19 protein-coding genes and 3 pseudogenes are annotated in these 21336 nt (G+C 33.5%); 16 read left to right on the top strand and 6 right to left on the bottom strand.

Annotated features, from left to right (window positions below):
• Positions 1-169: 169 nt before the first annotated feature.
• From ACU8YW_RS15675 to menA, 6 genes are all read left to right on the top strand, one after another.
• Positions 170-1153, top strand: coding sequence for a phosphotransferase enzyme family protein (locus tag ACU8YW_RS15675; RefSeq protein ID WP_426933995.1), 984 nt, complete (start codon positions 170-172; stop codon positions 1151-1153).
• Between the two features lie 55 nt (positions 1154-1208).
• Positions 1209-1808, top strand: coding sequence for a DJ-1/PfpI family protein (locus tag ACU8YW_RS15670; protein ID WP_088063944.1), 600 nt, complete (start codon positions 1209-1211; stop codon positions 1806-1808).
• A gap of 288 nt (positions 1809-2096) precedes the next feature.
• Positions 2097-3092 (top strand): CgeB family protein, encoded by a 996-nt coding sequence (locus ACU8YW_RS15665; RefSeq protein WP_088063943.1) that lies wholly within the window; start codon positions 2097-2099, stop codon positions 3090-3092.
• 167 nt (positions 3093-3259) lie between these two features.
• Positions 3260-4144 (top strand): alpha/beta fold hydrolase, encoded by an 885-nt coding sequence (locus ACU8YW_RS15660; RefSeq protein ID WP_426933994.1) that lies wholly within the window; start codon positions 3260-3262, stop codon positions 4142-4144.
• A gap of 240 nt (positions 4145-4384) precedes the next feature.
• Positions 4385-4660: a hypothetical protein gene (locus ACU8YW_RS15655; RefSeq protein ID WP_088610352.1), complete on the top strand. Its 276-nt coding sequence runs from the start codon at positions 4385-4387 to the stop codon at positions 4658-4660.
• Positions 4661-5032: 372 nt separating this feature from the next.
• Positions 5033-5944, top strand: coding sequence for a 1,4-dihydroxy-2-naphthoate polyprenyltransferase (menA, locus tag ACU8YW_RS15650; protein WP_000536390.1), 912 nt, complete (start codon positions 5033-5035; stop codon positions 5942-5944).
• 249 nt (positions 5945-6193) lie between these two features.
• Here menA and ACU8YW_RS15645 read toward each other — a convergent pair.
• Positions 6194-7101, bottom strand: a pseudogene (locus ACU8YW_RS15645) (IS4 family transposase); the annotation flags it as partial.
• A gap of 321 nt (positions 7102-7422) precedes the next feature.
• On the opposite strand from ACU8YW_RS15645, the gene ACU8YW_RS15640 reads away from it, so the two are divergent.
• On the top strand, positions 7423-8319 hold the full coding sequence (locus tag ACU8YW_RS15640; RefSeq protein ID WP_426934599.1) for an exosporium leader peptide-containing protein: 897 nt from the start codon (positions 7423-7425) through the stop codon (positions 8317-8319).
• 248 nt (positions 8320-8567) lie between these two features.
• Here ACU8YW_RS15640 and ACU8YW_RS15635 read toward each other — a convergent pair whose 3' ends face one another.
• The gene (locus tag ACU8YW_RS15635; RefSeq protein ID WP_000218931.1) at positions 8568-8768 is read right to left on the bottom strand and encodes a DUF1657 domain-containing protein; all 201 of its coding nucleotides are present in this window, start codon (positions 8766-8768) and stop codon (positions 8568-8570) included.
• Positions 8769-8979: 211 nt separating this feature from the next.
• Here ACU8YW_RS15635 and ACU8YW_RS15630 point away from each other — a divergent pair, with 211 nt between their 5' ends.
• Both ACU8YW_RS15630 and ACU8YW_RS15625 read left to right on the top strand, forming a co-directional pair.
• The gene (locus tag ACU8YW_RS15630; protein ID WP_097907762.1) at positions 8980-10206 is read left to right on the top strand and encodes a phospholipase D-like domain-containing protein; all 1227 of its coding nucleotides are present in this window, start codon (positions 8980-8982) and stop codon (positions 10204-10206) included.
• Positions 10194-10503, top strand: a pseudogene (locus ACU8YW_RS15625) (MFS transporter); the annotation flags it as partial. The gene ACU8YW_RS15630 and the pseudogene ACU8YW_RS15625, both read left to right, overlap by 13 nt.
• A 92-nt stretch (positions 10504-10595) precedes the next feature.
• Here the strand turns inward: ACU8YW_RS15625 and rarD are convergent.
• The 3 genes and pseudogenes from rarD to ACU8YW_RS15610 form a co-directional block, all read right to left on the bottom strand.
• On the bottom strand, positions 10596-11498 hold the full coding sequence (gene rarD / locus ACU8YW_RS15620; protein WP_426934600.1) for an EamA family transporter RarD: 903 nt from the start codon (positions 11496-11498) through the stop codon (positions 10596-10598).
• A 543-nt stretch (positions 11499-12041) separates the two neighbouring features.
• Positions 12042-13102, bottom strand: a pseudogene (locus ACU8YW_RS15615) (IS4 family transposase).
• Between the two features lie 137 nt (positions 13103-13239).
• The gene (locus ACU8YW_RS15610; protein ID WP_088063916.1) at positions 13240-15015 is read right to left on the bottom strand and encodes a M60 family metallopeptidase; all 1776 of its coding nucleotides are present in this window, start codon (positions 15013-15015) and stop codon (positions 13240-13242) included.
• A gap of 549 nt (positions 15016-15564) precedes the next feature.
• Here ACU8YW_RS15610 and ACU8YW_RS15605 point away from each other — a divergent pair.
• Together ACU8YW_RS15605 and ACU8YW_RS15600 are read left to right on the top strand one after the other, a co-directional pair.
• The gene (locus tag ACU8YW_RS15605) at positions 15565-15783 is read left to right on the top strand and encodes a hypothetical protein (RefSeq protein ID WP_000240392.1); all 219 of its coding nucleotides are present in this window, start codon (positions 15565-15567) and stop codon (positions 15781-15783) included.
• A 203-nt stretch (positions 15784-15986) separates the two neighbouring features.
• Positions 15987-16994, top strand: a complete 1008-nt coding sequence (locus tag ACU8YW_RS15600; RefSeq protein ID WP_426934601.1) for an MBL fold metallo-hydrolase — start codon at positions 15987-15989, stop codon at positions 16992-16994.
• Between the two features lie 189 nt (positions 16995-17183).
• Here ACU8YW_RS15600 and ACU8YW_RS15595 read toward each other — a convergent pair whose 3' ends face one another.
• On the bottom strand, positions 17184-17483 hold the full coding sequence (locus ACU8YW_RS15595; protein WP_001191994.1) for a hypothetical protein: 300 nt from the start codon (positions 17481-17483) through the stop codon (positions 17184-17186).
• 549 nt (positions 17484-18032) lie between these two features.
• Between ACU8YW_RS15595 and ACU8YW_RS15590 the strand changes: the two genes are divergently transcribed.
• The 5 genes from ACU8YW_RS15590 (at position 18033) to ACU8YW_RS15570 (ending at position 21313) form a co-directional block, all read left to right on the top strand.
• Positions 18033-18941 carry an acyl-ACP desaturase gene (locus ACU8YW_RS15590; protein ID WP_264461137.1) on the top strand — a complete coding sequence of 303 codons (909 nt, stop codon included), beginning with the start codon at positions 18033-18035 and terminating at the stop codon, positions 18939-18941.
• Positions 18942-19157: 216 nt separating this feature from the next.
• Positions 19158-19619 (top strand): CarD family transcriptional regulator, encoded by a 462-nt coding sequence (locus tag ACU8YW_RS15585; RefSeq protein WP_000486301.1) that lies wholly within the window; start codon positions 19158-19160, stop codon positions 19617-19619.
• Positions 19620-20165: 546 nt separating this feature from the next.
• Positions 20166-20312, top strand: coding sequence for a BC1881 family protein (locus ACU8YW_RS15580; RefSeq protein ID WP_000738548.1), 147 nt, complete (start codon positions 20166-20168; stop codon positions 20310-20312).
• A gap of 295 nt (positions 20313-20607) precedes the next feature.
• The gene (locus ACU8YW_RS15575; RefSeq protein ID WP_000340034.1) at positions 20608-20841 is read left to right on the top strand and encodes a hypothetical protein; all 234 of its coding nucleotides are present in this window, start codon (positions 20608-20610) and stop codon (positions 20839-20841) included.
• A gap of 238 nt (positions 20842-21079) precedes the next feature.
• Complete coding sequence (locus ACU8YW_RS15570; RefSeq protein WP_000120818.1) at positions 21080-21313, top strand: YuzF family protein; 234 nt, start codon at positions 21080-21082, stop codon at positions 21311-21313.
• Positions 21314-21336: the final 23 nt, after the last annotated feature.

Raw genomic sequence — 21336 nt, 5'->3', positions numbered from 1 at the left:
ATTATGTAAGGATGATATAGTTAGAATAGTCATCCCCTTTTATTAAATTTATACATATAAAACACTATTGATAGTTAATAATAAATAAAATTTGGTTTTTATAATAATCGAGATAGTGGTTATAAAAAGTAGTTTGTAATAAAAAATTTTCACATGAAAGGAAAAAAGGATGAAACATATAATTAAAGATGTATTAATGAACTATTTTAAAGAAATCCGTACATTAATAGTTGAAGAAGAACTACATACGAACAGTTGGCATACCGATCTACACTATAAAATCATCGTAAATGGAGATCGGTACTCAGCACGGTTTATAAATAGCGATCGAACAATCAATCCGGCCTTTGGGACGTTATCAAATGAACAATTGAAAGAGCAAGTGCGGTTTACGTATTATTTACGAGAGCATGGAATTCCATTTATGCAGATTAAGGAGAATAGGGCGGGAGAGTCCTTTACATTACTCACTTGGAATGAGGAACAGTACCGGTTTGTATTGTCTACTTGGATGGAAGGGGAACATGTCACTTATTGTACAGAAACGATGGCAGAAGTCTTTGGAAAGGAAGCAAGAAAGATACATGATATTTCTAGTACGTTTCAAAGCCCGATTTTTCAAAAGAAATCTCATTTAGATGGATATGGTGAGTTTATAAGATTATTAGAAAATAAGGGTGGTACACGCAAGGAATTGCAGAGATATATGGATTTAGCTAAGTATCATATAGAATGCGCACATACGAATGATCTAGAGTATATAGTACAAACTGATTTAAATCCTTTAAATGTCATATGGGATTCGAATCAATGTGTAAAAGGGATTGTAGATTTTGAATCGATTGGATATGTAGATCGTATTGAAGGTTTAGCCTTTTTAATAAAATGGTATTCCCGGACAGAAGGAATAGAGTCGCATGAAGTATGTTCGAAAGTTGCTAGAGCATTTTTAGAAGGGTATAAGGCCCATAATATTTTAACATCAAATGATTATAAAAGGCTTTCTTCATTATTATGGTTATCCGGTAGTTTAAATTGGAACTTTGTGAAGAAAACGCTACTTGTAATAAGTGATGAGAGGGAATTGGAAAAACATTTGGAAGTTTATAGAGTGAGAGGAGAAAGACAATCTTCATTGTTAATTTGTAGATAACATTTATTCTCTTAATTTTGGATGCGAAAAAGAAAGCATATGAGGTGTTCAAAAAATGAAAATACAAATTGTATTGTTTGACGGTTTCGGAGAACTTGTCTCCTTTGCACCTTTTGAAGTACTGAAAAGAGCGATAGAAGAAGGGGCTCCATTTACGGTTGAACTCGTATCAAGTGAACGAAAACAAGAAGTTACTACTTCGTTCGGAGTTACGATCAAACTACATGATTTTTTACGAATGGATAATCGTCCAGATTTATTAATTGTGCCTGGTGGTGGCTGGAATCATAAAGCTGAACATGGGGCGCGAAAGGAAGCTGAGCTTGGTACTTTGACTAAAATAATTAGAGAGATGCACAATGAAGGAACGATCGTTGCTGGAGTTTGTACTGGAGGTATGTTACTAGCTGCATCCGGTATATTGAATGATAAAAAGGCGACAATGCATCATTTGGCGCAGAATGAAATGAGTGAATATGGAGCAGAACTGCTTCCTTACAGAATTGTGGATCAAGGGAATGTTATTAACGCAAGAGGAGTTACTTCAGGAGTTGATTTAGGACTTTGGATCACGGAAAGATTCGCAAGTTCTAAAATTGCAGCTGCTGTTGAATATAGAATGGAATATGAGCGGCGAGGTGTTGTTTGGAAGTAATTTGACCGTAATCATAGTTTTTTTGCTGTATAGCGTATTAGATATTGTAAAAGAGAAAGAGCCAACTTATACGAGCAGGCTCTTTTTTTTTTATGTATTCATTCTCTATGTTTAATAATTGGGCTGAATATAACCTAATTTTATTCCTTTCGTGACAGCTTCTAAAATGAGGGAAGTGCAACATAATGGACATAAACGTTGCTTATACATGTAAAGTAAGATGTCATAAAATGAATAAAGACTGCTAATTTTCGTGCACTTTGATTATGTAGAAATAGGGGGGATGACATGAAAGACAATACGCCTAAGAAAATTTTATTTATTCAATCAGGAATTCCTTTTTATTACCCAATGATCGAAGCAGCAATTTTGAATAGTTTACAAAAGGTAAACAGTAATACAATTATGGTGAACCCAGAAAGAGCGATAGAAACCGCATTAAAAATGAAACCGGATTTTATTTTGGTACTCGGTGGTTTAAACGAGGGAATTATTAGTGTCATGCCAGTACTAAAGAGTGCGGGTTTTACTACTGGACTTTGGCTGACAGATGATCCGTATTATACGGATGTAACACAACATCTTGTGCCGTATTATGATTACATATTTACGCAAGATTTAAATTGTATCAAGTTTTATAGAGGGTTAGGATGTAAGAATGTGTTTCATCTTCCGTTAGCAGCAAATCAAGATGTGTTTAAACCTTCTCAGAAAGAAGATACATATAAGTATGATCTTAGTTTTATAGGCACAGCATTTGAAAATAGACTTACCTTTGTTGATTCTATTTCAGAGTATTTAGCAGAAAAAAATATAAAAATTGTGGGGTTCGGTTGGGAGAAGTTAAAGAATTATGAAAGATTAAAGGATAAAATACAACTATTGCCACTTGCGAAGTATGAGGATGCATTGCAATTTTACGTATCGACTAAAATCAATATAAATTTACACCGTTCACCAAATGATAAAGAATTGAATTGTAATGCCGCAAACATCCAAGCATATTCAGTAAATAATAGGACTTTTGAAATCAATGCTGTAGGTTCTTTTCAATTAACTGATATACGACCAGATGTAGCAAAGCATTACATACCAGGTGTTGAAATAGAAACTTTTAATAGTGCACGGGAGTTTATACAAAAAGCGGAGTATTATTTGGAACATGTACAAGAAAGAAAACAAATAGCAAAAAATGGACTGGATAAAACTTTGAAAAATCACACTTACGATAGACGTATAGTACAATTATTAAACTATATTAATTTCATAGGCGTGAAGATGTAGTCTAACCATTAACTGAAATGATAAGCATTTGGTGCTTTCTAACTCTCGTATTCTATAAAAATTATTTACGAAAAATGGATTTGGATAATTTTGTTGAATTTATTTATTATGAAAAAACAATTTTACATTCAAACTAATTTATATCTAACAATTAGAGGAGATTAAAAATGAATCACTTTTTTGTAGAATTTGGTGAATATGAAGCAAGTGTTTGTGAATGGGGAGATAAAAGTAATCCTCAAATCATTTGTTTTCATGGTCTAGGAAGTACAAAATTAAGTTTTATAGAAATAGCGGAACTTTTAAAAGATAAATTTCATATTGTATCGTTTGATCTACCTGGACATGGGAAAACACCAAGTTTCGGGAAGGATGAAGATTACGGTGCATCTCATTTAACAAAATGGGTAGTAGCATTACTTGAGCAGCTAGGAAAAGAAACATTTCATATAGTAGCACATTCATGGGGAGCAAGCGTTGCGCTTCACTATGCAGCAGAATGTCCAGAAAAAGTGAATAAAATGGTATTGTTAGATGGTGGTTATCATCATGGCAAAATGAATGCAGATTATTTTGCGAAGCTATATAAAGGTGCGAAAGAAGGAGAGTGTCCACCGCGATCATTAGAAGAAGAAATCACCCATTACGAAAAAGATTTTGATGAATACATTTTTGACAGTAAAGAAGCATTCATCCAATCAGAAAAAATGGTTTACAGCAGGTGGTCACCATTAATAGAATGTGCGGTTTATGACTTAATGCGAGAAGAAGATAATAAAGTGAAATGGCATGCTACTGGCGATACCGCTAGAAGTGTAATTAAGTTTCAATATACGGTGTATAAAACGTTGAAACCGCATGAAATTAAAAATGATATTTTATTATTGTATTGTGATCTCCCACATAATTATTTAGAAATAAGGGAATTGCAAATTGCAGAATTTAGGAAGCATATTGATATTACGACTAAGCTCTATAGAGATACAGGGCACTTAATGCATTGGGATAGACCGGAAGAGATTGCTGAGGATGTTTTACATTGGTTCATATAAAGAAGGTCCGTTGTTCGCATTTGAGCAACGGATTTTCTTGATACGTTACCTGAAAAAGAAACAAGTATCTCTAAACTAGAGGAAAGTAAAAAATAAAGAAAAGAGGTTGCCAAAAAGTAACTATTCAGCGACTTTTTGGGACAACCTCTTCTTTTTGTTGTATATTTTCAAGAAAATTTAGAATAAAATAAAAATAATAGCCACCTACCTATTATTCACTAATGAAAAGAGGCTAGCGAAATGCAACTGAAGTATGGGAAGCACATTAATATATTATCTATTGTTCTAACTTTGTTCTCTTTTTCTGTAATTGTAAGTTTCTCTACCTGGTTGAGTGGATATTCAATTCCCAACCTTTCTACAATGCTTAAGGTAACAATGTTGAGTGCATTTATTCTTGGAATTATAGGGTTTAGACAAGAGAAAAGCGCACTAGCGATTATAATTATGGGAATATGTGCCTTTGCTCTAGTCGTTCTATATACTTATGCGATTATAAGTTTTCTTGAGCATTAAGCACGATAAAAAAGAAACGAACATATATGTTCGTTTCTTTTTTGGGGATGATTATTATAAAATAGCCTCTTCTAATGATTGGGTGCTGAATCCAAGAATTAATTTTTGAATGTTATTTTCATGATCTTTTACAATGATATATGGAACGCCCTGTACGTTAAAGGATTCAAACTCTTCTTTTTCTTCTGGGGTATTAGGGGTACCACCTCATATTAGAAAAAATGATATTTAGATGCAAAGTTATCGTGCAAGCAAGAGCATTAAAGTTCTATCGCCAATTCTTTTTTTGATATAATAGATGTGAAGCAGAAAATAGATAGAAAGATACTGCTAGTAATTTATACTTAAAATGTAGGGAGATTGAACAGATTTATGGGGACAGAAAAAGAAATTAGTTCCGCTAAATTAATATGGAAGATGACGCGCCCGCATACATTAACGGCGACGTTTTCTCCTGTAATTTTAGGAACAGTAGCATCACTTTATGTTACAGACATTCATTGGCTTTTATTTATTGCGATGATGGTTGCATGTTTAGCATTGCAAATCGCAACGAACTTATTTAATGAGTACTATGATTTCAAACGTGGATTAGATACCGCTGATTCTGTTGGCATCGGTGGTGGAATTGTCCGTCACGGATTGAAACCAAAAAATGTGTTAACAGTTGCGCTTTTATTGTATGTAGTAGCAGCAATTATTGGAGTTTATATTTGTATGAATAGCAGTTGGTGGTTAGTCGTCATTGGTTTAATTGGGATGGCGGTTGGCTATTTATATACAGGTGGTCCATTACCAATTGCGTACACTCCATTTGGAGAATTAGTTTCTGGATTGTTAATGGGGACATGTTTTGTACTCATCGCTTTCTTTATTCAAACGAATACGATAACAATTGAAAGTGTATTGATTTCCATTCCAATTGGAATTTTAGTCGGTGCAATCAACATGTCGAATAACATCCGAGATATCGAAGAGGATATTAAAGGTGGAAGAAAGACATTAGTAATCCTCCTCGGTAGAGAAAAAGCAATAGTAACACTAGCTGTAGCCTTTTTCATTGCTTATTTATGGATCGCGGTGATTGTATTGATGGGTTATATAAGCCCTTGGGCATTAGTTATGTTCCTAGGTTTGAGAAAACCAATCTCTGCAATTCAAAGTTTCCAAAAAGGAGCAAAGGATCCTGGGTATATGCGCATCGCAATGAAATCAACAGCGATGACAAATACGATTTTTGGCTTCTTATTATCGGCAGGATTATTAATTAGTTATCTGTTTTAAATAAAAACTATTGTTTCGTGACTAAACCCCGATTTCTCGATTTTAATATAGAGATATTGGGGTTTTATTTTTATAGTGTATATTTTCCCTTTTAATCAAAAGCAAAATTTAAAAACAAATAAAAATATCAAGCATGTGAGCATCAAGAACGGAAGTGCATGGAATATACATCTTTAGCTTGATGGGTATGTGGCGGTACCCCATCGCTATCAAGCTAAGCCCGTGTTACGTCAATGATAAGCAAGATTGTTTCTTTTTTTCTCTTACAACTTGATCTTGTAATCGTTTTTTTTGTTGTTCTTTTGTTAGTCGATGAACAATCACACGAGTTGGGACTTTATCAAAGGATCAGCTATTTCCCATGTTTTTCCTGGTTGAAGGGAGCTCATTAACGTCTCCATATCTATCTGTATATACTCTGTACCTTTCTTAATTCTTCCGTCTTGAAAATAATCAGGATTAGGATTTTTTTGATAAATACGTGTATTCGACTTGATACGAGAGATATAGTAGGCCTCTTTATCTGGTATATATTGAAGGTCTTTTAAATGAAAATAACCTAAATTTCGGATACATAAATCATTCGCTGTCACAGTTGGGGCACACAGAGAGCCGTAAGTGCAATCATGTTGTTTACCTGGACCTGTATGAATATGTAGAAACTGTCCACTTAACAAATCATACTCAAGTTGAATTTTTATCCCAGCTGTATGGCTGTATCCTCCTGCACCTGGATAAACCGATGAAAATATATCCGGGAGTTGAAATGCAGTTGAATCTAAAATACGAATACGCTTGAAAACAGAAGTGTATGGAGAAGAAATCTGCATAGATGCGGCCAATTTTTTGCTTAGTAGTTCGGCTAGTAGGTGTTGTAAAAGTTGGACGGCCGCCTTATTAAACCGTTGATTCAGTCCCTCAGGACTGATGAGTACTTCTGTTGATGCTTCTAAACAGCTAGATAACTGAGTTAAAGAAGTCATAGCTATATTTTGGCTCAACCATACACATAAAGCTACTAAATCTTTTGCTTGGTACTTACTGGTTCGTTGTACAAAGCCAACATCTTTTGCAAGATCCCGTAAGGTATTTGGAGATAAAAAACTTTGAATCTCTTGAGCAAATAGTTGTAATTCGTCATACACAGAAACAGACATAAAAAACGCCATCCTTTCCTATGATTCTACAGAAAGAATAGCGTATTTTTTCTACTTAGGGCTATTAAAGTCGCTTAATTTGATAGGCATGTTGTGAAATACCCACAAGAACAGGCTTCATTAAAATTCTATATACCTCTTTCGAATGGGTGCACTCTTTGCGCCAGAACCAAATTTACTATTAATACACAAATACTATCATTGGATCATCACAAAACACACAATAGTAAAGATATAGCATATTATATGGTGATAAATAAATTTTATGAAGGCTAATTGTATATATTCCTATAATAAAGTATATCTGTAGGAGGTAGTTACATGTTTGATAAAAACAAAATACTTCAAGCTAATGCATTTAATTCAAATTTAATTGGTCCTACACTTCCACCAATTCCACCATTTACTCTACCAACAGGCCCAACGGGAGGGACAGGCCCTACAGGCCCTACAGGAGCAACAGGGGCAACAGGAGTAACAGGAGCAACAGGAGTAACAGGAGCAACAGGAGTAACAGGTTCAACAGGTCCAACAGGAGCAACAGGTCCAACAGGAGTAACAGGAGTAACAGGAGTAACAGGTTCAACAGGTCCAACAGGAGCAACAGGTCCAACAGGAGTAACAGGAGTAACAGGTCCAACAGGTCCAACAGGTTCAACAGGAGTAACAGGTTTAACAGGTCCAACAGGTCCAACAGGAGTAACAGGTTTAACAGGTCCAACAGGAGCAACTGAAGGTTGCCTTTGTGATTGCTGTGTTTTACCTATGCAGAATGTTTTACAACAACTTATTGGGGAAACAGTGCTTCTTGGCACTATTGCAGATGCACCAAACGCTCCACCACTTTTCTTTTTATTTACTATTACTTCTGTAAATGATTTTTTAGTTACAGTTACAGATGGTTCCACATCCTTTGTAGTCAATATTTCTGATGTAACAGGGGTAGGTTTTTTACCGCCGGGGCCATCTATAACATTACTTCCACCTGTAGACTTAGGATGTGAATGTGATTGTCGCGAACGACCAATTAGGGAATTACTAGATACGCTTATTGGTTCTACAGTGAATCTTTTAGCAAGTACTGGTTCTACTGCAGTAGATTTTAACGTGGAACAAACAGGTCTTGGTATAGTTCTAGGTACTTTACCTATAAATCCAACTACAATCGTTAGGTTTGCTATTTCAACCTGCAAAATTACAGCTGTAAACATTCTCTAAAATTTAGAGATGCATAATAAAAAATAGTATCAAATGCCCATCAACCCAACATTTTGAAGTACCCCAAAAACAAAAAAATGTACATTTTCACCTGAGGATGCCAATTTTTTCGTTTTGGGGTAATTTTGAATTCTTAAATTGATGGCAATATGGTGAGACCCTTTAATCGTAATTAGCATTATGATAATCGTTATTTAAGCTGGGCACTCTTCCATGGGACGATATTCTATGTGAAAGGTATTATGTTATTACTTGTACTGAGGCTCTTCATGTTCAATTTGTTGAAGACGAGGATTTAAAGATTCAATAATTTCTTGAGCTTGTTGTGCTGCACCTTTATATAATTGTTTTGCTTGCTTGTTATCAGTATCAAGAACAAATCCTTCTAGGCATGCTTGAGCACTCTTTAATCCAGCGATAGTTTGTTTAAGTTTAGTACTTACTGTCATGTAGTATTCCTCCTTGTAAATGTACTTCAAAATATAGAGTGCCTATTTTGTTATCGTCGTACGAATTCCAATTTTAGGGTTATGCGAATGAGAAATTTTATAGTTAATCATTCAAAGAAGGATTTTTTTAGCTAATAGATGCATGGAATAGTTTTGTCCCAATAACAAAAACTAACAGAAATAAAACGATAATATATAAAGGAGATTAAATATGCTGAAAAAGATAGGAAGAATTTTCCGAGTATTCCTCTTTTTATTTATCGGTGGATGTTTAGTTCTGTTTGTTTGGGGTGAAATTGACAGAACGATAGCCGAAAAAAATGAGGTATTTAGCCAGAATTCTAGTCAATACCCTATGCGTCAAAGTGATATTACTTTGTATACAGATGGGAAACAGTTAAACAATCAACTATTCTCAGATATAGAGAAAGCAAAGCATTACGTGCATGTTAACTTTTTTTCTATTGCTGATGATAAAGTAAGCCATCAGTTTCTAGAGTTATTGCGGAAAAAAAGTCAAGAAGGTGTAGAAGTATACTATGCTTTGGACAGGTTAGGTGGAATTTTACTAAAGAAAAAGGAAAGAGAATTATTAGTTAAAAAAGGAGTTCATTTTACATATTACAATAAACCTGCTTTCCCTTATCTTTTTTCTTCTTTGGATCATCGGAATCATCGTCGTATTTCAGTTATTGATGGAAAGGTTGGTTACATTGGTGGATTCAACATCGGAAAGAAGTATTTGGGGGAAAAAGAAAAACTTGGTTATTGGAGAGATTATCATCTTCAAATACGAGGAGAAGGAGTTCAAGATTTAGAACAACAATTTGTATTAGACTGGAAGAGAAACTCAGAGAAACCGATTCCGATACACAATGCGGTAAAGGAAAAGGGAGCAACCTCGCAACGATTTACTGCATATTATAGTGGAGAAAAACTTGGGCAAGATTATAAAATGCTGTTTCAACAAGCAAAAGAATCCATTATTATATTAACACCTTATTTTATACCAAAAGACAGAACTATTTGGAACGCATTAGTAGATGCAAGAAAGAGGGGAGTCCGTGTCAAAATTCTATTCTCACCTCATTCGGATGCACTATTAGTTAAAGAAGCAGCATATCCATATATCCGAAAAGCATTAAAACAGGGGATGGAAGTATATGGTTACAAAAATGGGGTGTTACACGGTAAAGTATTTTTGATTGATGAAAAAGTATTGATGGTTGGGACCGTGAATTTTGATTCACGCTCGTTTCATTTAAATGAAGAAATGAACTGTTATATTCATGACCCTATCTATATTTCGAGAATAAAACCAGTGATTAATGCAGACTTACAAAATTCAAAGCAAGTAACATCCTCTGACGTCAACCAATTATCTATAAAAGAAAAAATAAAAGAAAAGGTTGCAAAAATGTTTGAGTATTATTTGTAAAGACAATGTATTTGTATACTTGGATAACAGGGGCTATATGCTTAGTGATTTTACATATTTTCCATGGAATCAGCTGGGCAGTTGCTACAAGTTCGATAGAAAAGGCTGTGATTGATGTATTCCACGATCTCTTCGTGGAGAAGCAATGACATGGCTTTAGGACCAGTATTAGATCTTTGGGTAATAAAATCATTTTCATTCTATTATCTATTTCTTCTATGTTCAGGATTAGCACTTGTTGCATTCATACTTGTACTTGGTACAAAAATACCATCAATTCAACATGCATCAAAAAAACGCTAAGCAAAAATACAATAAGCTGCCCATATGGACAGCTTATTTACATAATTTTCGTTACAGGTAGTTCATTATTTATAAGTTAAACTCATTTATTTTTTACTCTCTTTACTTGACTTTGTTATGGAAGAAAAAGTATAAATCACAAGGGCTAACCAAATAAAGGTAAAAGTTATAAAATGAGCTTTTGTTAACGTTTCGTTATAAAGAAAAACACCGGCTATTAGTGACAGAGTTGGTGAAATATATTGGAGAATACCAAGCATAGATAATGAAACTTTTTTAGCACTGTTTGTAAATAATAAAAGTGGTAGAGCTGTTACTATGCCACTCCCTATTAATAATAAACTGGTTGAAACAGAATTGAAAAATTGTATTTGAGATTGAAACATCAAGTAAGTCAAATATACTAACGCAATAGGCGAAATTACCATCGTTTCAAGTGTTAATCCAATGACTGAATCTGTTTTAATCATTTTTTTGGCTAAACCATAAAATCCAAAGGTAAGCGCCAAACTAAGAGAAATCCAAGGAATCACACCATAATGGAACGTTAGTGTTAATACACCAATGCCTGCTAATATAAATGCAAGAATTTGAGAACCACTTAACTTTTCTTTTAATGCGATTACACCGATTAACATACTTGTTAAAGGATTAATGTATTGACCAAGACTTGCTTCTAATATTTTTCCATTAAGCACTGCCCACATAAAGATACCCCAGTTTGAACTAATCAGTACAGAAGCAATAATAAGTGACCAAACTAATTTTGGATTTTTAACAATTTCTTTCATGAATTCAACATATGTAGACCATTTCTTCATGAAAAATAAAAGTACAAGCATAAAAATAAAGGACCAAAAGACTCGTTGTGCTAGAATTTCTCCTGAAGATACGTGTTGAATAAGCTTCCAGTAAATTGGAGTAATACCCCACATAATATAAGAAAGTACTGCAAACACAATGCCATCTTTTTCATTATTTAATTTCATTCTGAGCCTTCTTCCTAAATATTTAAGTGTTAAATTACCTGGTTTGTTTTAAATAACTATTAGTAGTAGGGTAGTAGGGTAGTAGGGAAAGTACTGGTGTAATCCATTTTATTACAAATCACGATTTTAACATCAATGATTGGTAAAGTAAAATGTTTTATTATCTTATGTTTTTAGTAGAAAAATACATATTGTATACATGTGGGGTTAACATAATGTCCTATTATTAGTAGCAAGAAAAAAGCGAATCCACACTCTCAAAAGAAATCCACTTTTTCTTTTTCGATAACTCTATTCATTTTTTATACATTCCTATCCTGGTATGGTTTTTGGGTTACTGGATTAGCAGAAAAACTGTATAAAATCTAGTATACTCCTTAGCATGTTGTTTTCTTAGGTTGCTGGCGGTACCCCATCGCTATCAAGCTAAGGTTATGTAAAATTAATTTCAGGTGAGAAAATCCCTATGTTCTAATGACTAATTGTATATTATTTAAAGAATTGCATACGAAATAAACCCTAATGGGTTTTGCTTTTTTAAAATTAAGCTGCATGAGTATGAGACATGGAATAATTGTATACGATGCCTAAAATATCAAAGACTGTTTTTTTCTCATACCTATGGGATTTTCGCCCGTTTTGCTGTAGGAGATTGAACAAGCGAATTAGAATACTTCATTCCTTTCTTTTTTTCTCTTACAGTTTGATCTTGTAATCGTTTTTGTTGTTGTTCTTTTGTTAGTCGATGAACAATCACACGAGTTGGGACTTTATCAGTCATTCCTACATAAGCGTTGGATATTTCACATGTTTGTCCTGGTTGAAGAGAGTTCATTACAACCTCCACATCTATCTGGATATACTCTGTACCTTTCTTGATTCTGCCATCTTGAAAATAATCAGGATTAGGATTTTTTTGATAAATACGTGTATTCGATTTGATACGTGAGAGATAATAAGCCTTCTTATCTTGTATGTGTTGAAGATTTTTCAAATGAAAATACCCTAAATCTCGGATACATAAATCATTCGCTGTCACAGTTGGAACACACAGGGAACCGTAGGTTCGATCATGTTGTTTCCCTGGACCTGTATGAATATGAAGAAACTGTCCACTTAATAAATCATACTCAAGCTGAATCTTTACTCCCGCTGTATGACTGCATCCTCCTGCACCTGGATAAACGGATGAAAAAGGATCTGGAAGTTGAAATGCAGTTGAATCTAAAATACGAATACGCTTGAAAACAGAAGTATATGGTGAAGAAATGGGCATAGATGAGGTCAATTTTTTGTTTAATAGTTCGGCTAGTAGGTGTTGTAAAAGTTGGACGGCCGCCTTATTAAATCGTTGATTCAGTCCCTCAGGACTGATAAGTACTGCTGTTGATGCTTCTAAACAGCTAGATAATTGAGTTAAAGAAGTCATAGCTACATTTTGGCTCACCCATACACATAAAGCTATTAAATCTTTTGCTTGGTACTTACTGGTTCGTTGTACGAAACCAACATCTCTAGCAAGATTCCGTAAGGTATTTGGAGATAAAAAAACTTTGAATCTCTTGAGCAAATAGTTGTAATTCATCAGACACAGAAACAGACATAAAAAACGCCATCCTTTTCTATGATTCTACAAAAAGAATAGCATTTTTTTTTGCTTTACGGATACACTTTTTTAGCTTGATACCGATGTTTTATGTCTCTCAATCAATTGAAGAACCTCAGCCATTTGTTTAAATAATTAATATCCCAAAATATCTACTTCAGCTGCTGAAGCAAATCCATTTTGTCCATTTGTTACTTCTACTTTTACATATTTTGCAGTAACAGGATTAAATGTTGCATGTTTCTTATTACTATTATTTTCCCATGTTCCTGATGATATTTTGTCATACTTAACGCCATCTACACTCGTATAAATATTGTAAGTTAAAATACGGCCATTTTCTGACCCATCTTGCCTTGGAAGATATGCCAATTGTGAAATGGTACGTGTATCGCCAAGTTCTAGTGTCAAATTGTAAGGATATTGATTTGGTGTCCAACTACAATGCCAAAATGTATCTGTTTTTCCATCTATCGCCTTACTAGCTGAACCCGTTGATTCCTCACTATTTGCACTTGCCTTCATTATTTTTTTAGACAATACAGCAAGTGGTTTAACAGGTTTAGCATCCGTTGCTTCCCATATAGGTGCAATTAATGTTGGGTTATTTAAAGCTTCTACTTTTTGTCTCGTTTCTTGGGTCGCCTTTAATCCCCACTGATCAAAAAATGGAAGTAAGTTTTGTTTTGCTACCTTTGATGTATTGTAAATAAATGCTTGTATTTTATCTTCGTCTGTTTTTGGAAGTTGATCTTCTGGTATCTCACGATATAATTTGTGAAGGTTTGGATAAAACTCATCCCCATATGCCAAATGAAGCTGCCAAAGCATAACAAGTTTTACAAACAGGTCGTCTATATTTTTATATTCTTTATTCGTTTGTTTCAAATAAGCAAAGGCTCTATTATAATCTCCCTCTGATTCTAAACGTGTTGGTTTATTTGGATATAATTTCTTGTCTGCAGCTAAAGAATATAGATTAACAGTTACTTCACCCATACCTCTTAAATCATTCCAAGTCCATGGATATTGTTGTCGTGCATGTCCCGCTTCATGCATTTGTCCCCATCCAAACTCATTGACATTTAAAGTACTTTTGATTGCTTCACCAGCAGTCGTAAAGACGGCTCCATCCCAACTTGCATACATGCCCCAACTTTGTGCGTTAGGGTTTTCTACAAAGGCCCAAATACGACGAGTTGAACGATGTAAAGGATTAGGATCTGTTTCAGATAACCCCGATATCCGATCTTGTGCCCGAATCATTTCATCATATTTATTTAAGAGAGGAACAGGATCTTGATTTACAATATATTTATTGGCACTATCACGAGTTACAGTTAGTACTGCTCGTTCTGATTTCAATTGTACCGCATGTGCATCTGGATATTTGTTCATCATGGCAATCCAGTCATCTTTCGTGTGTTTCCCTAATTCAAAAAATGGAATAGGACTACCGCCTTGTGTTACCTGCACCTTAACTGTTCCTGTACCTTGATAATTATCAAACCCTAATACGCCGCCGTTTGGAGAAGAGATGGTATTAGAGCCAGGAGAAAGATCAATTTCTTTTCCCCATTCTTTATCATATTGATGTGTCCCAATAATGGCTCTAATCTTTTGCGTTCCTGATACTGTAATAGTAACCTGTTCGTTAGGTTTTATATAAATTCCAGTTGGCATATAATTTTTTTGCTCACCTCTTTTTTCTCTTTTTGCTTCATCCCAAAAACTACCTGTACCTGGCAAGTCAAACTCTCTTTGTTCATATTGAGTTGCAGTTTGTGCAGTTTCAGCATGTACATCTAAATTGTTTGTCATAATAGGTGCAAATAACGTGGTTGCTAAAATAGCGGATGTCGCAAACACCTTTATTGACTTTTGTAACCTGCCGCTCTTTTTTTTATTCATATAAATCAATCCTTTCTCATTCCCGTTTTTTTAAATAAATATTTTAGATGAATTAAGATATCATCTGTATAAAATATACATTTTTTAGCAAAAAATAGGTATTGAGAAAAAATTTATTTTAAGGGCTTTTTAATGGAGGAATAATTTGATTTTGACTATGAACTGTAAAGAAAAAACGTTTTCTATTCTAATAATCTAGTTTGTTTAAAAGTAATAATGATTTTTACTTTTAGAGGGAGTTAGTATTCTTAAGTTGGTAGATATGGGGTACCGTCATATAATCATCAAATTGAGATATCAGTTGTTTCAAAAAGAGCCGAACTTACATAAATAACTATCAATAGATAGAGATTTCATTTTGGGGGTACTGCAAAATATTAGCTTGATGGGCATGTAGCGCTACCTCATCGCTATCAAGCTAAAAAATAGGTTACCCCCAAAACGAAAAAAATATGTTAAATTCCCATAGATAACTATCTTATATTAATTACATAACCTAGTGTGTGATATAATAATATAAAGATATTGTGTTTAAAGGGGGGATTCAAATTGGTTAAAAACTTACCTTTACTAATAGTGATTTTAATACTAGGTGTAAGTTCTTCCACATTAAGTACGAACGGATACTTTTCTCCAGTTATAGAATGGTCTTTAATGATTATAAGTATTATTTTAAACATTACTGCAGTGATAGGTTTATCACTACACGTCCTTGTATATCAACCTATGAAAAGATTTGAAAAAAATTTAAAAGAGACCTTCAAATAAAATAATTATATTTGAGGTAACACCACATCGCCATCGAGCTAAAAAAATGTATCCATAAAAAGAACAAATACGCTATTCTTTCTGTAGAATCATAGGAAAGGATGGCGTTTTTTTAATTTTATAGATACTTTGTGGTAACCTCAAGTAGGAGGATTTAGCACAGTCAAATAATAATATCTTTTGTCTAGAAAGGAGAATGTTTTTTGAAATACACATTAAGAAAAAAATTAAGAGTGTTTTTTATAGGATTATTAGTACTAGTAATAATCGCTTCTATTTTCGTTTATTATAAGTTTTTAACACCTTCAGCAGATATTCAACAATACAAGGCGTATTATGCTCCAAAAACAACACAAAAAGTATTGAATCAGGGCGAGGTAAAGGTCACATTTTTAGGAACATCATCTTTACTATTTGATGATGGAAATACACAATTAATGATTGATGGTTTTATCTCTAGGCCATCCTTACTAAAAATGTTGTTCAGCAATATAAAAACAGATGAAGATACTGTGGATAAAGTTTTTAATCAAATAGGGGCAGATAATAATAAACTTAAGGGATTATTTATTGCACATACACATTATGATCATGCGTTTGATTTAGCTTATATAGCTAAACGAACTGGAACACATGTATATGGTTCAGAATCAGCAATTAACATAGGTATTGTTGGTGATATAAATAAGAACCAGATGTCTGTATATGAAGTAAATAAGGCTATGAAGTTTGGTGATTTTACTGTTACTGTCCTTCCATCAAAACATTCACCAACCTTTGATGAAGGAGAAAAAATAAAAAAGCCACTTAAACAACCAGCTAAAGCCCTAGATTATCATGAAGACTCTTCATATGATTACTTGATTATGTATAATAATAAAACTTTCCTTGTTAAACCAAGTGCTAACTATATAGAAGGGGTATTAGATGATATTCGAGCTGATGTCTTGTTTTTAGGAATAGGGGTATTAGGAAAGCAGGAAAGTACTTTCCAAAATACGTATTACGAGCAAACTGTACGAAAAGTACAACCGAAGCTTGTTATTCCAATACATTGGGACGATTTCAACAAACCGTTGACAGATACTCTTGAAGCAATGCCTAAATATGCGGACAATACCAAAAATGGATTAGATTTTATAATTCAAAGGACAAAAGCAGATAAAATTGATTTTCAAATACTTCAAGGTTTTAGAAGTATTTACTTCTAAAAAAAGGGATCCACCACACCTCTATCAAGTTAAGAAACATAAAAAACGATAATAATGAACTTCCGCGCTAAAAAAGCCACAAAATTTTCGTTTAGGGGGCAATCTGTTCTGTTAGCTTGATAGCGATGGGGCGGTACCCCTGGTTTTAAGTTAAAAAACCCCCCGGAAATAAACCTTTTATAAATATGATTATTTTATTTCGAGGGGCTCCTTATAAATCTTAGCTATATATTTTACGAAATCAATGACGGGATAATGTATGAGTGAACGGTGCTGCGTAAAACGGATCCCTTCTTTTTCCATTTTCGAAATGAGTTGTTCAATTTCCAACTCTTTTTGTTGTATCCTATTATAATTTTGATATACAATGTTTTTCCATTGATAGGAAGAACCGTGAAAAAAATTCTCTCCTTTTACCCTGTGACTAAATATAATTTCTATTTTTTCTCTACGTTGTTTTTCCTTCATATGCGCTTCCGTTGACTGCATGTTTATCGCCTCTTCCCTTTTTTTGTATACTGTTTCACAAAATTTGGTCGAACTCATCATAGCCAATGTGCATTAAGCTTGTTGGGAATTGTCGTTTAAGGCTATCTCATCAACTATATTTTTTTCAAGCGCTTAATCTAATATATTGAATTATAATCTTACGTCTAAATAAGTTGATAGTGTATATAAAACACTATCAATCTTTATTATAAAACGATTCTTTATAGGCATGCACCTTTTTACACTCACCAAAATTTACAACATGACGATTATCTTTATCCATGAATGTTATTCTGTATTTACTGAGGTTAGTTTTTATTTTGACTAACTAACATATTGTTTGCCTCAATATCTATTTTATAAAAAAGAAAATAGGTGTAACGGTCCCTCTTTTGATAAAAAAATCCTATGAAAATATAGCGCTCTTAAAGAGTTTTGTTACAAGTTTGTTATGTTTGATTTAAAAAAAGGAAAGTAATATTTATTTGTAGAAAATTTTTAGAGATAAAAATAAGCTGAATATTCATGGTAAGAAAAGGGGGCACTTATATGCTAACAAATGATTTAGATTTCCGATTAGAACCACGTTTAAAAGAACTGTATGAACAACATAAAATAAGAGCGCAGAAGATAGACTGGGGTTATCATGAGTTTTTACCATGGGATAAGGGAATGGACTTTAAAAGAGTTCCTTGGGATGAAAGTCAAGTTACTCTCCCTTCTGGTGTAATTACCGCCATTGAAACAGCTTTATTAACAGAAGTGAATTTACCATGGTTTACAACGTATTTATCTGCGACTTTTAAAGGTTCCCTTTCTGTTATTACAGACTTTATTCATACTTGGACCTCAGAAGAGGATCAACATTCGAATTTATTAGAGACATATTTACTACTCACTCGAAGTGTAAACCCTAAACGTATACATGAATTAAGAAAATCAGTCGTTGAGTGTGGATTTGAGCCTGATTTTCATACACCAATCGAAGCCATGACGTATACGACGCTACAAGAACTTGCAACAATGGTGTTTTACAATAATGTAGCTAAGGTGGCAAGTAAGCATGATCCAGATCTTGCTACATTATTACGCCGTCTTGCAAAAGATGAAACACTTCATTATGCGTTTTATCGAGACGTTATTCGAACACATTTAGAATTGGAACCAAATTATTGCTACCATATTGCCAATGTGATTAGGAATTTTAAAATGCCAGGTGCCGTCATGCCTGATTTTGAAAATAGAATGGCTGTGATTGCAAAAGAAGCAAACTATGGGCCACTACAATATTTTGATCAAGTACTTGATGTAGTGGTTGAGTATTGGGGGTTAAAAGACTTACGACCAATGGCCCCTCTAGCAGAAAAAGCAAGAATTGAGATTTTGGAGTATCATATAAGATTGAAAAAAATACGGGATCGATTTGGCCGTTTTCAAGGAAAAACTGATCTACGTTAATGAGTAGAGATTTCAGAATATACGCGTGGGAATTCCCTTTTCTTTTATTTGAAATCTAGAACGCTCTCTATTATTTTGCGGCTGTTTTCCTTAATTTAACTTCCGAAGAAAAAAGTGATTGACACTAAAAATAAACTCATGATATTATTGAATATTTGATAAAAAATAACATATGTGTTAAGCTTGAGAAGGTTACCACATATGGAGGTGGGTTATATGTTTCAAATTGGCGATAACATTGTTTATCCAATGCACGGAGCAGGTATAATTGAAGCCATAGAAGAAAAAGAGTTCTCAGGGAAAAAGCAACTTTATTATGTCATAAAAATGTCCCTTAGTAATATGCAAATCATGATTCCTAAGGGCAAAATATTGAGTTCGAATATACGCCCAGTTATTGATATACTTACATTAACGCGCATTATACACATTTTTCAGCATGGAGAATCAGGCGAATTAATGCCTTGGAAACAAAGGTATAAAGTAAACACAGATAAAATAAAAACGGGTGAAATACAAGAAGGTGCTGAAGTTATACGTGATTTAATCCGTATAAAGAAGGAAAAAGCACTGAATACAAGCGAAAAAAAATTGTTGGATGATGCATATAAATTTTTGGTCAGTGAGCTAGAATTAATTAAAGGAATCACTGAAAAACAAATAAAAAGTTTCTGTTGAGATTTATTATAAATACTGTATGACATCCCTCGGAAATATCCTGAATTTTCTGGGTATATGATGATTATTAAAAGGAAAGTATTTCAAAGATATTCAATTTCTTCAACTCACTTTTAGAGTAGATACCTCTTTTGTTATTACTTCAATCTAATCCATTTTTATTTTTAAATTTCTTTTACGAACGTTTGAAGTTTCATCAAATAACTCGATTAAATAGTCACTTGATTTTTACAATCCTGATTCACACTGGCACGGACAAGGAGCCGTAAGGATGAAAGAGAGGTAGGGCTTTCAGTGTTTTAGGTAATATACTATCTAAGTCATTATTTCTAGAAGAAAAAACAATCAATCTCACCACTATCTGTAAGAGTCCTTATATCTACTGAGACGGTGAATAGTAATTGTTTATCTTCTTTACGTAAAATTGATAAACGAACTGGTAACACCATATGGTCAACTACAAAAAATTGGTTTCCAGACCAGGAAACCAATTTAAATTTTATTTACATACCAATAGTAAATTAAGCAGTAAGAAGGAGTACACACATGAAAAAAATGTTAACAAAAGAATTAAGTAATGAATTAAAGAAGCGAGAAGGGATCATCTCTATTACAGTTGAGTCTTATGAAAAAATCGAAGTTGGTGGAATTCGTGTAGATGGACCAGCTATTATTCTAATTAATCAAGAATAGGTAAAAATAGTTGCATACAAGGAGAAAAGGATCGGCCTTTAAGAGAAGGGGGATCCTTTTTGCTTGTTGCAGTTAATATGGGATATACATAACTTTTATCTGATTTGTTGGGATTAAAAGGAAGGAGAGGGTCGGGATTATCATGGTGGAGAGCTTAATATTGGTAGGATTTCTTTTTACGTTATATAAATTAGTTGATAAAAAACAAACTAATTATTTAAAACGATAGATTGTTTCCTTTTTAAGGGCTAGATTTATTTGAGAGTGAAATGGATTATTTAAAGGAGGAATTTAGATGGATGCAAGGAAAGAACGCATAAAATACGAGAAGATGTCAAAGAATTATGATCGTATTTATTTAGTTTCGTTTATCCTATTAATTGTACTTGTTTGTAGTAGTGTGATTATCATAGGAGCTACAGGGGGAAAATATGGAGTATTTTTATTGTTAGCAATTTTACTTAACGCACGTATTACGAAAGAATCTCAAAAAAAGTATGAGTACTATTCTAATAAAGGGCGTATTTAAAATGATACATATCCTGAAAGGAACAACCTAGATGTACATTCAAAATATCCCTATATCATCACCTATTAACTAGTAAAAGTAACTTTATATAAATAATTTTTTAGCAATGTAGAAATAGAAACCGTATCTTATTAAAATGTTATTTCCGTTCATATAATGAATTATCCTTCTAGCATATTTATAAGATTTACATCATATATTAGGAGAAAGAATGCGAGTTAGAAAGGAGTCTTATAGAATGAGTTATTTGGAGGGAAATGACTTTAGTAAACAAAATATGGTAAGTGTGCCTAATCCCTATGTATATCAGACATTACAATCAGTAATTGGTAAACATGTGGTTATTGAAACTGTAAGAGGAAATATAAGAGGTAAATTAAAGGATGTGAAACCCGATCATTTGCTCATTGAAGATACAGTGCCATATATTGTACGCATTCAACAAATTGTATGGATTATGCCAAAACAATAATCAAATTAGCGTCATAGAGCATC

It is taken from the genome of Bacillus pretiosus (assembly GCF_052947655.1).
This window is presented reverse-complemented; position numbering and strand designations above follow the sequence as displayed.

Excerpts from the sequence above, each read along its gene's own strand:
- ACU8YW_RS15640 (WP_426934599.1), top strand. The coding sequence starts at position 7,423 with ATGTTTGATAAAAACAAAATACTTCAAGCTAATGCATTTAATTCAAAT.
- ACU8YW_RS15655 (WP_088610352.1), top strand. The coding sequence starts at position 4,385 with ATGCAACTGAAGTATGGGAAGCACATTAATATATTATCTATTGTTCTA.
- menA (WP_000536390.1), top strand. The coding sequence starts at position 5,033 with ATGGGGACAGAAAAAGAAATTAGTTCCGCTAAATTAATATGGAAGATG.
- ACU8YW_RS15670 (WP_088063944.1), top strand. The coding sequence starts at position 1,209 with ATGAAAATACAAATTGTATTGTTTGACGGTTTCGGAGAACTTGTCTCC.
- ACU8YW_RS15585 (WP_000486301.1), top strand. The coding sequence starts at position 19,158 with ATGTTTCAAATTGGCGATAACATTGTTTATCCAATGCACGGAGCAGGT.
- ACU8YW_RS15580 (WP_000738548.1), top strand. The coding sequence starts at position 20,166 with ATGAAAAAAATGTTAACAAAAGAATTAAGTAATGAATTAAAGAAGCGA.
- ACU8YW_RS15575 (WP_000340034.1), top strand. The coding sequence starts at position 20,608 with ATGGATGCAAGGAAAGAACGCATAAAATACGAGAAGATGTCAAAGAAT.
- ACU8YW_RS15570 (WP_000120818.1), top strand. The coding sequence starts at position 21,080 with ATGAGTTATTTGGAGGGAAATGACTTTAGTAAACAAAATATGGTAAGT.
- ACU8YW_RS15675 (WP_426933995.1), top strand. The coding sequence starts at position 170 with ATGAAACATATAATTAAAGATGTATTAATGAACTATTTTAAAGAAATC.
- ACU8YW_RS15665 (WP_088063943.1), top strand. The coding sequence starts at position 2,097 with ATGAAAGACAATACGCCTAAGAAAATTTTATTTATTCAATCAGGAATT.
- ACU8YW_RS15590 (WP_264461137.1), top strand. The coding sequence starts at position 18,033 with ATGCTAACAAATGATTTAGATTTCCGATTAGAACCACGTTTAAAAGAA.
- ACU8YW_RS15630 (WP_097907762.1), top strand. The coding sequence starts at position 8,980 with ATGCTGAAAAAGATAGGAAGAATTTTCCGAGTATTCCTCTTTTTATTT.
- ACU8YW_RS15635 (WP_000218931.1), bottom strand. The coding sequence starts at position 8,768 with ATGACAGTAAGTACTAAACTTAAACAAACTATCGCTGGATTAAAGAGT.
- ACU8YW_RS15660 (WP_426933994.1), top strand. The coding sequence starts at position 3,260 with ATGAATCACTTTTTTGTAGAATTTGGTGAATATGAAGCAAGTGTTTGT.
- rarD (WP_426934600.1), bottom strand. The coding sequence starts at position 11,498 with ATGAAATTAAATAATGAAAAAGATGGCATTGTGTTTGCAGTACTTTCT.
- ACU8YW_RS15595 (WP_001191994.1), bottom strand. The coding sequence starts at position 17,483 with ATGCAGTCAACGGAAGCGCATATGAAGGAAAAACAACGTAGAGAAAAA.
- ACU8YW_RS15610 (WP_088063916.1), bottom strand. The coding sequence starts at position 15,015 with ATGAATAAAAAAAAGAGCGGCAGGTTACAAAAGTCAATAAAGGTGTTT.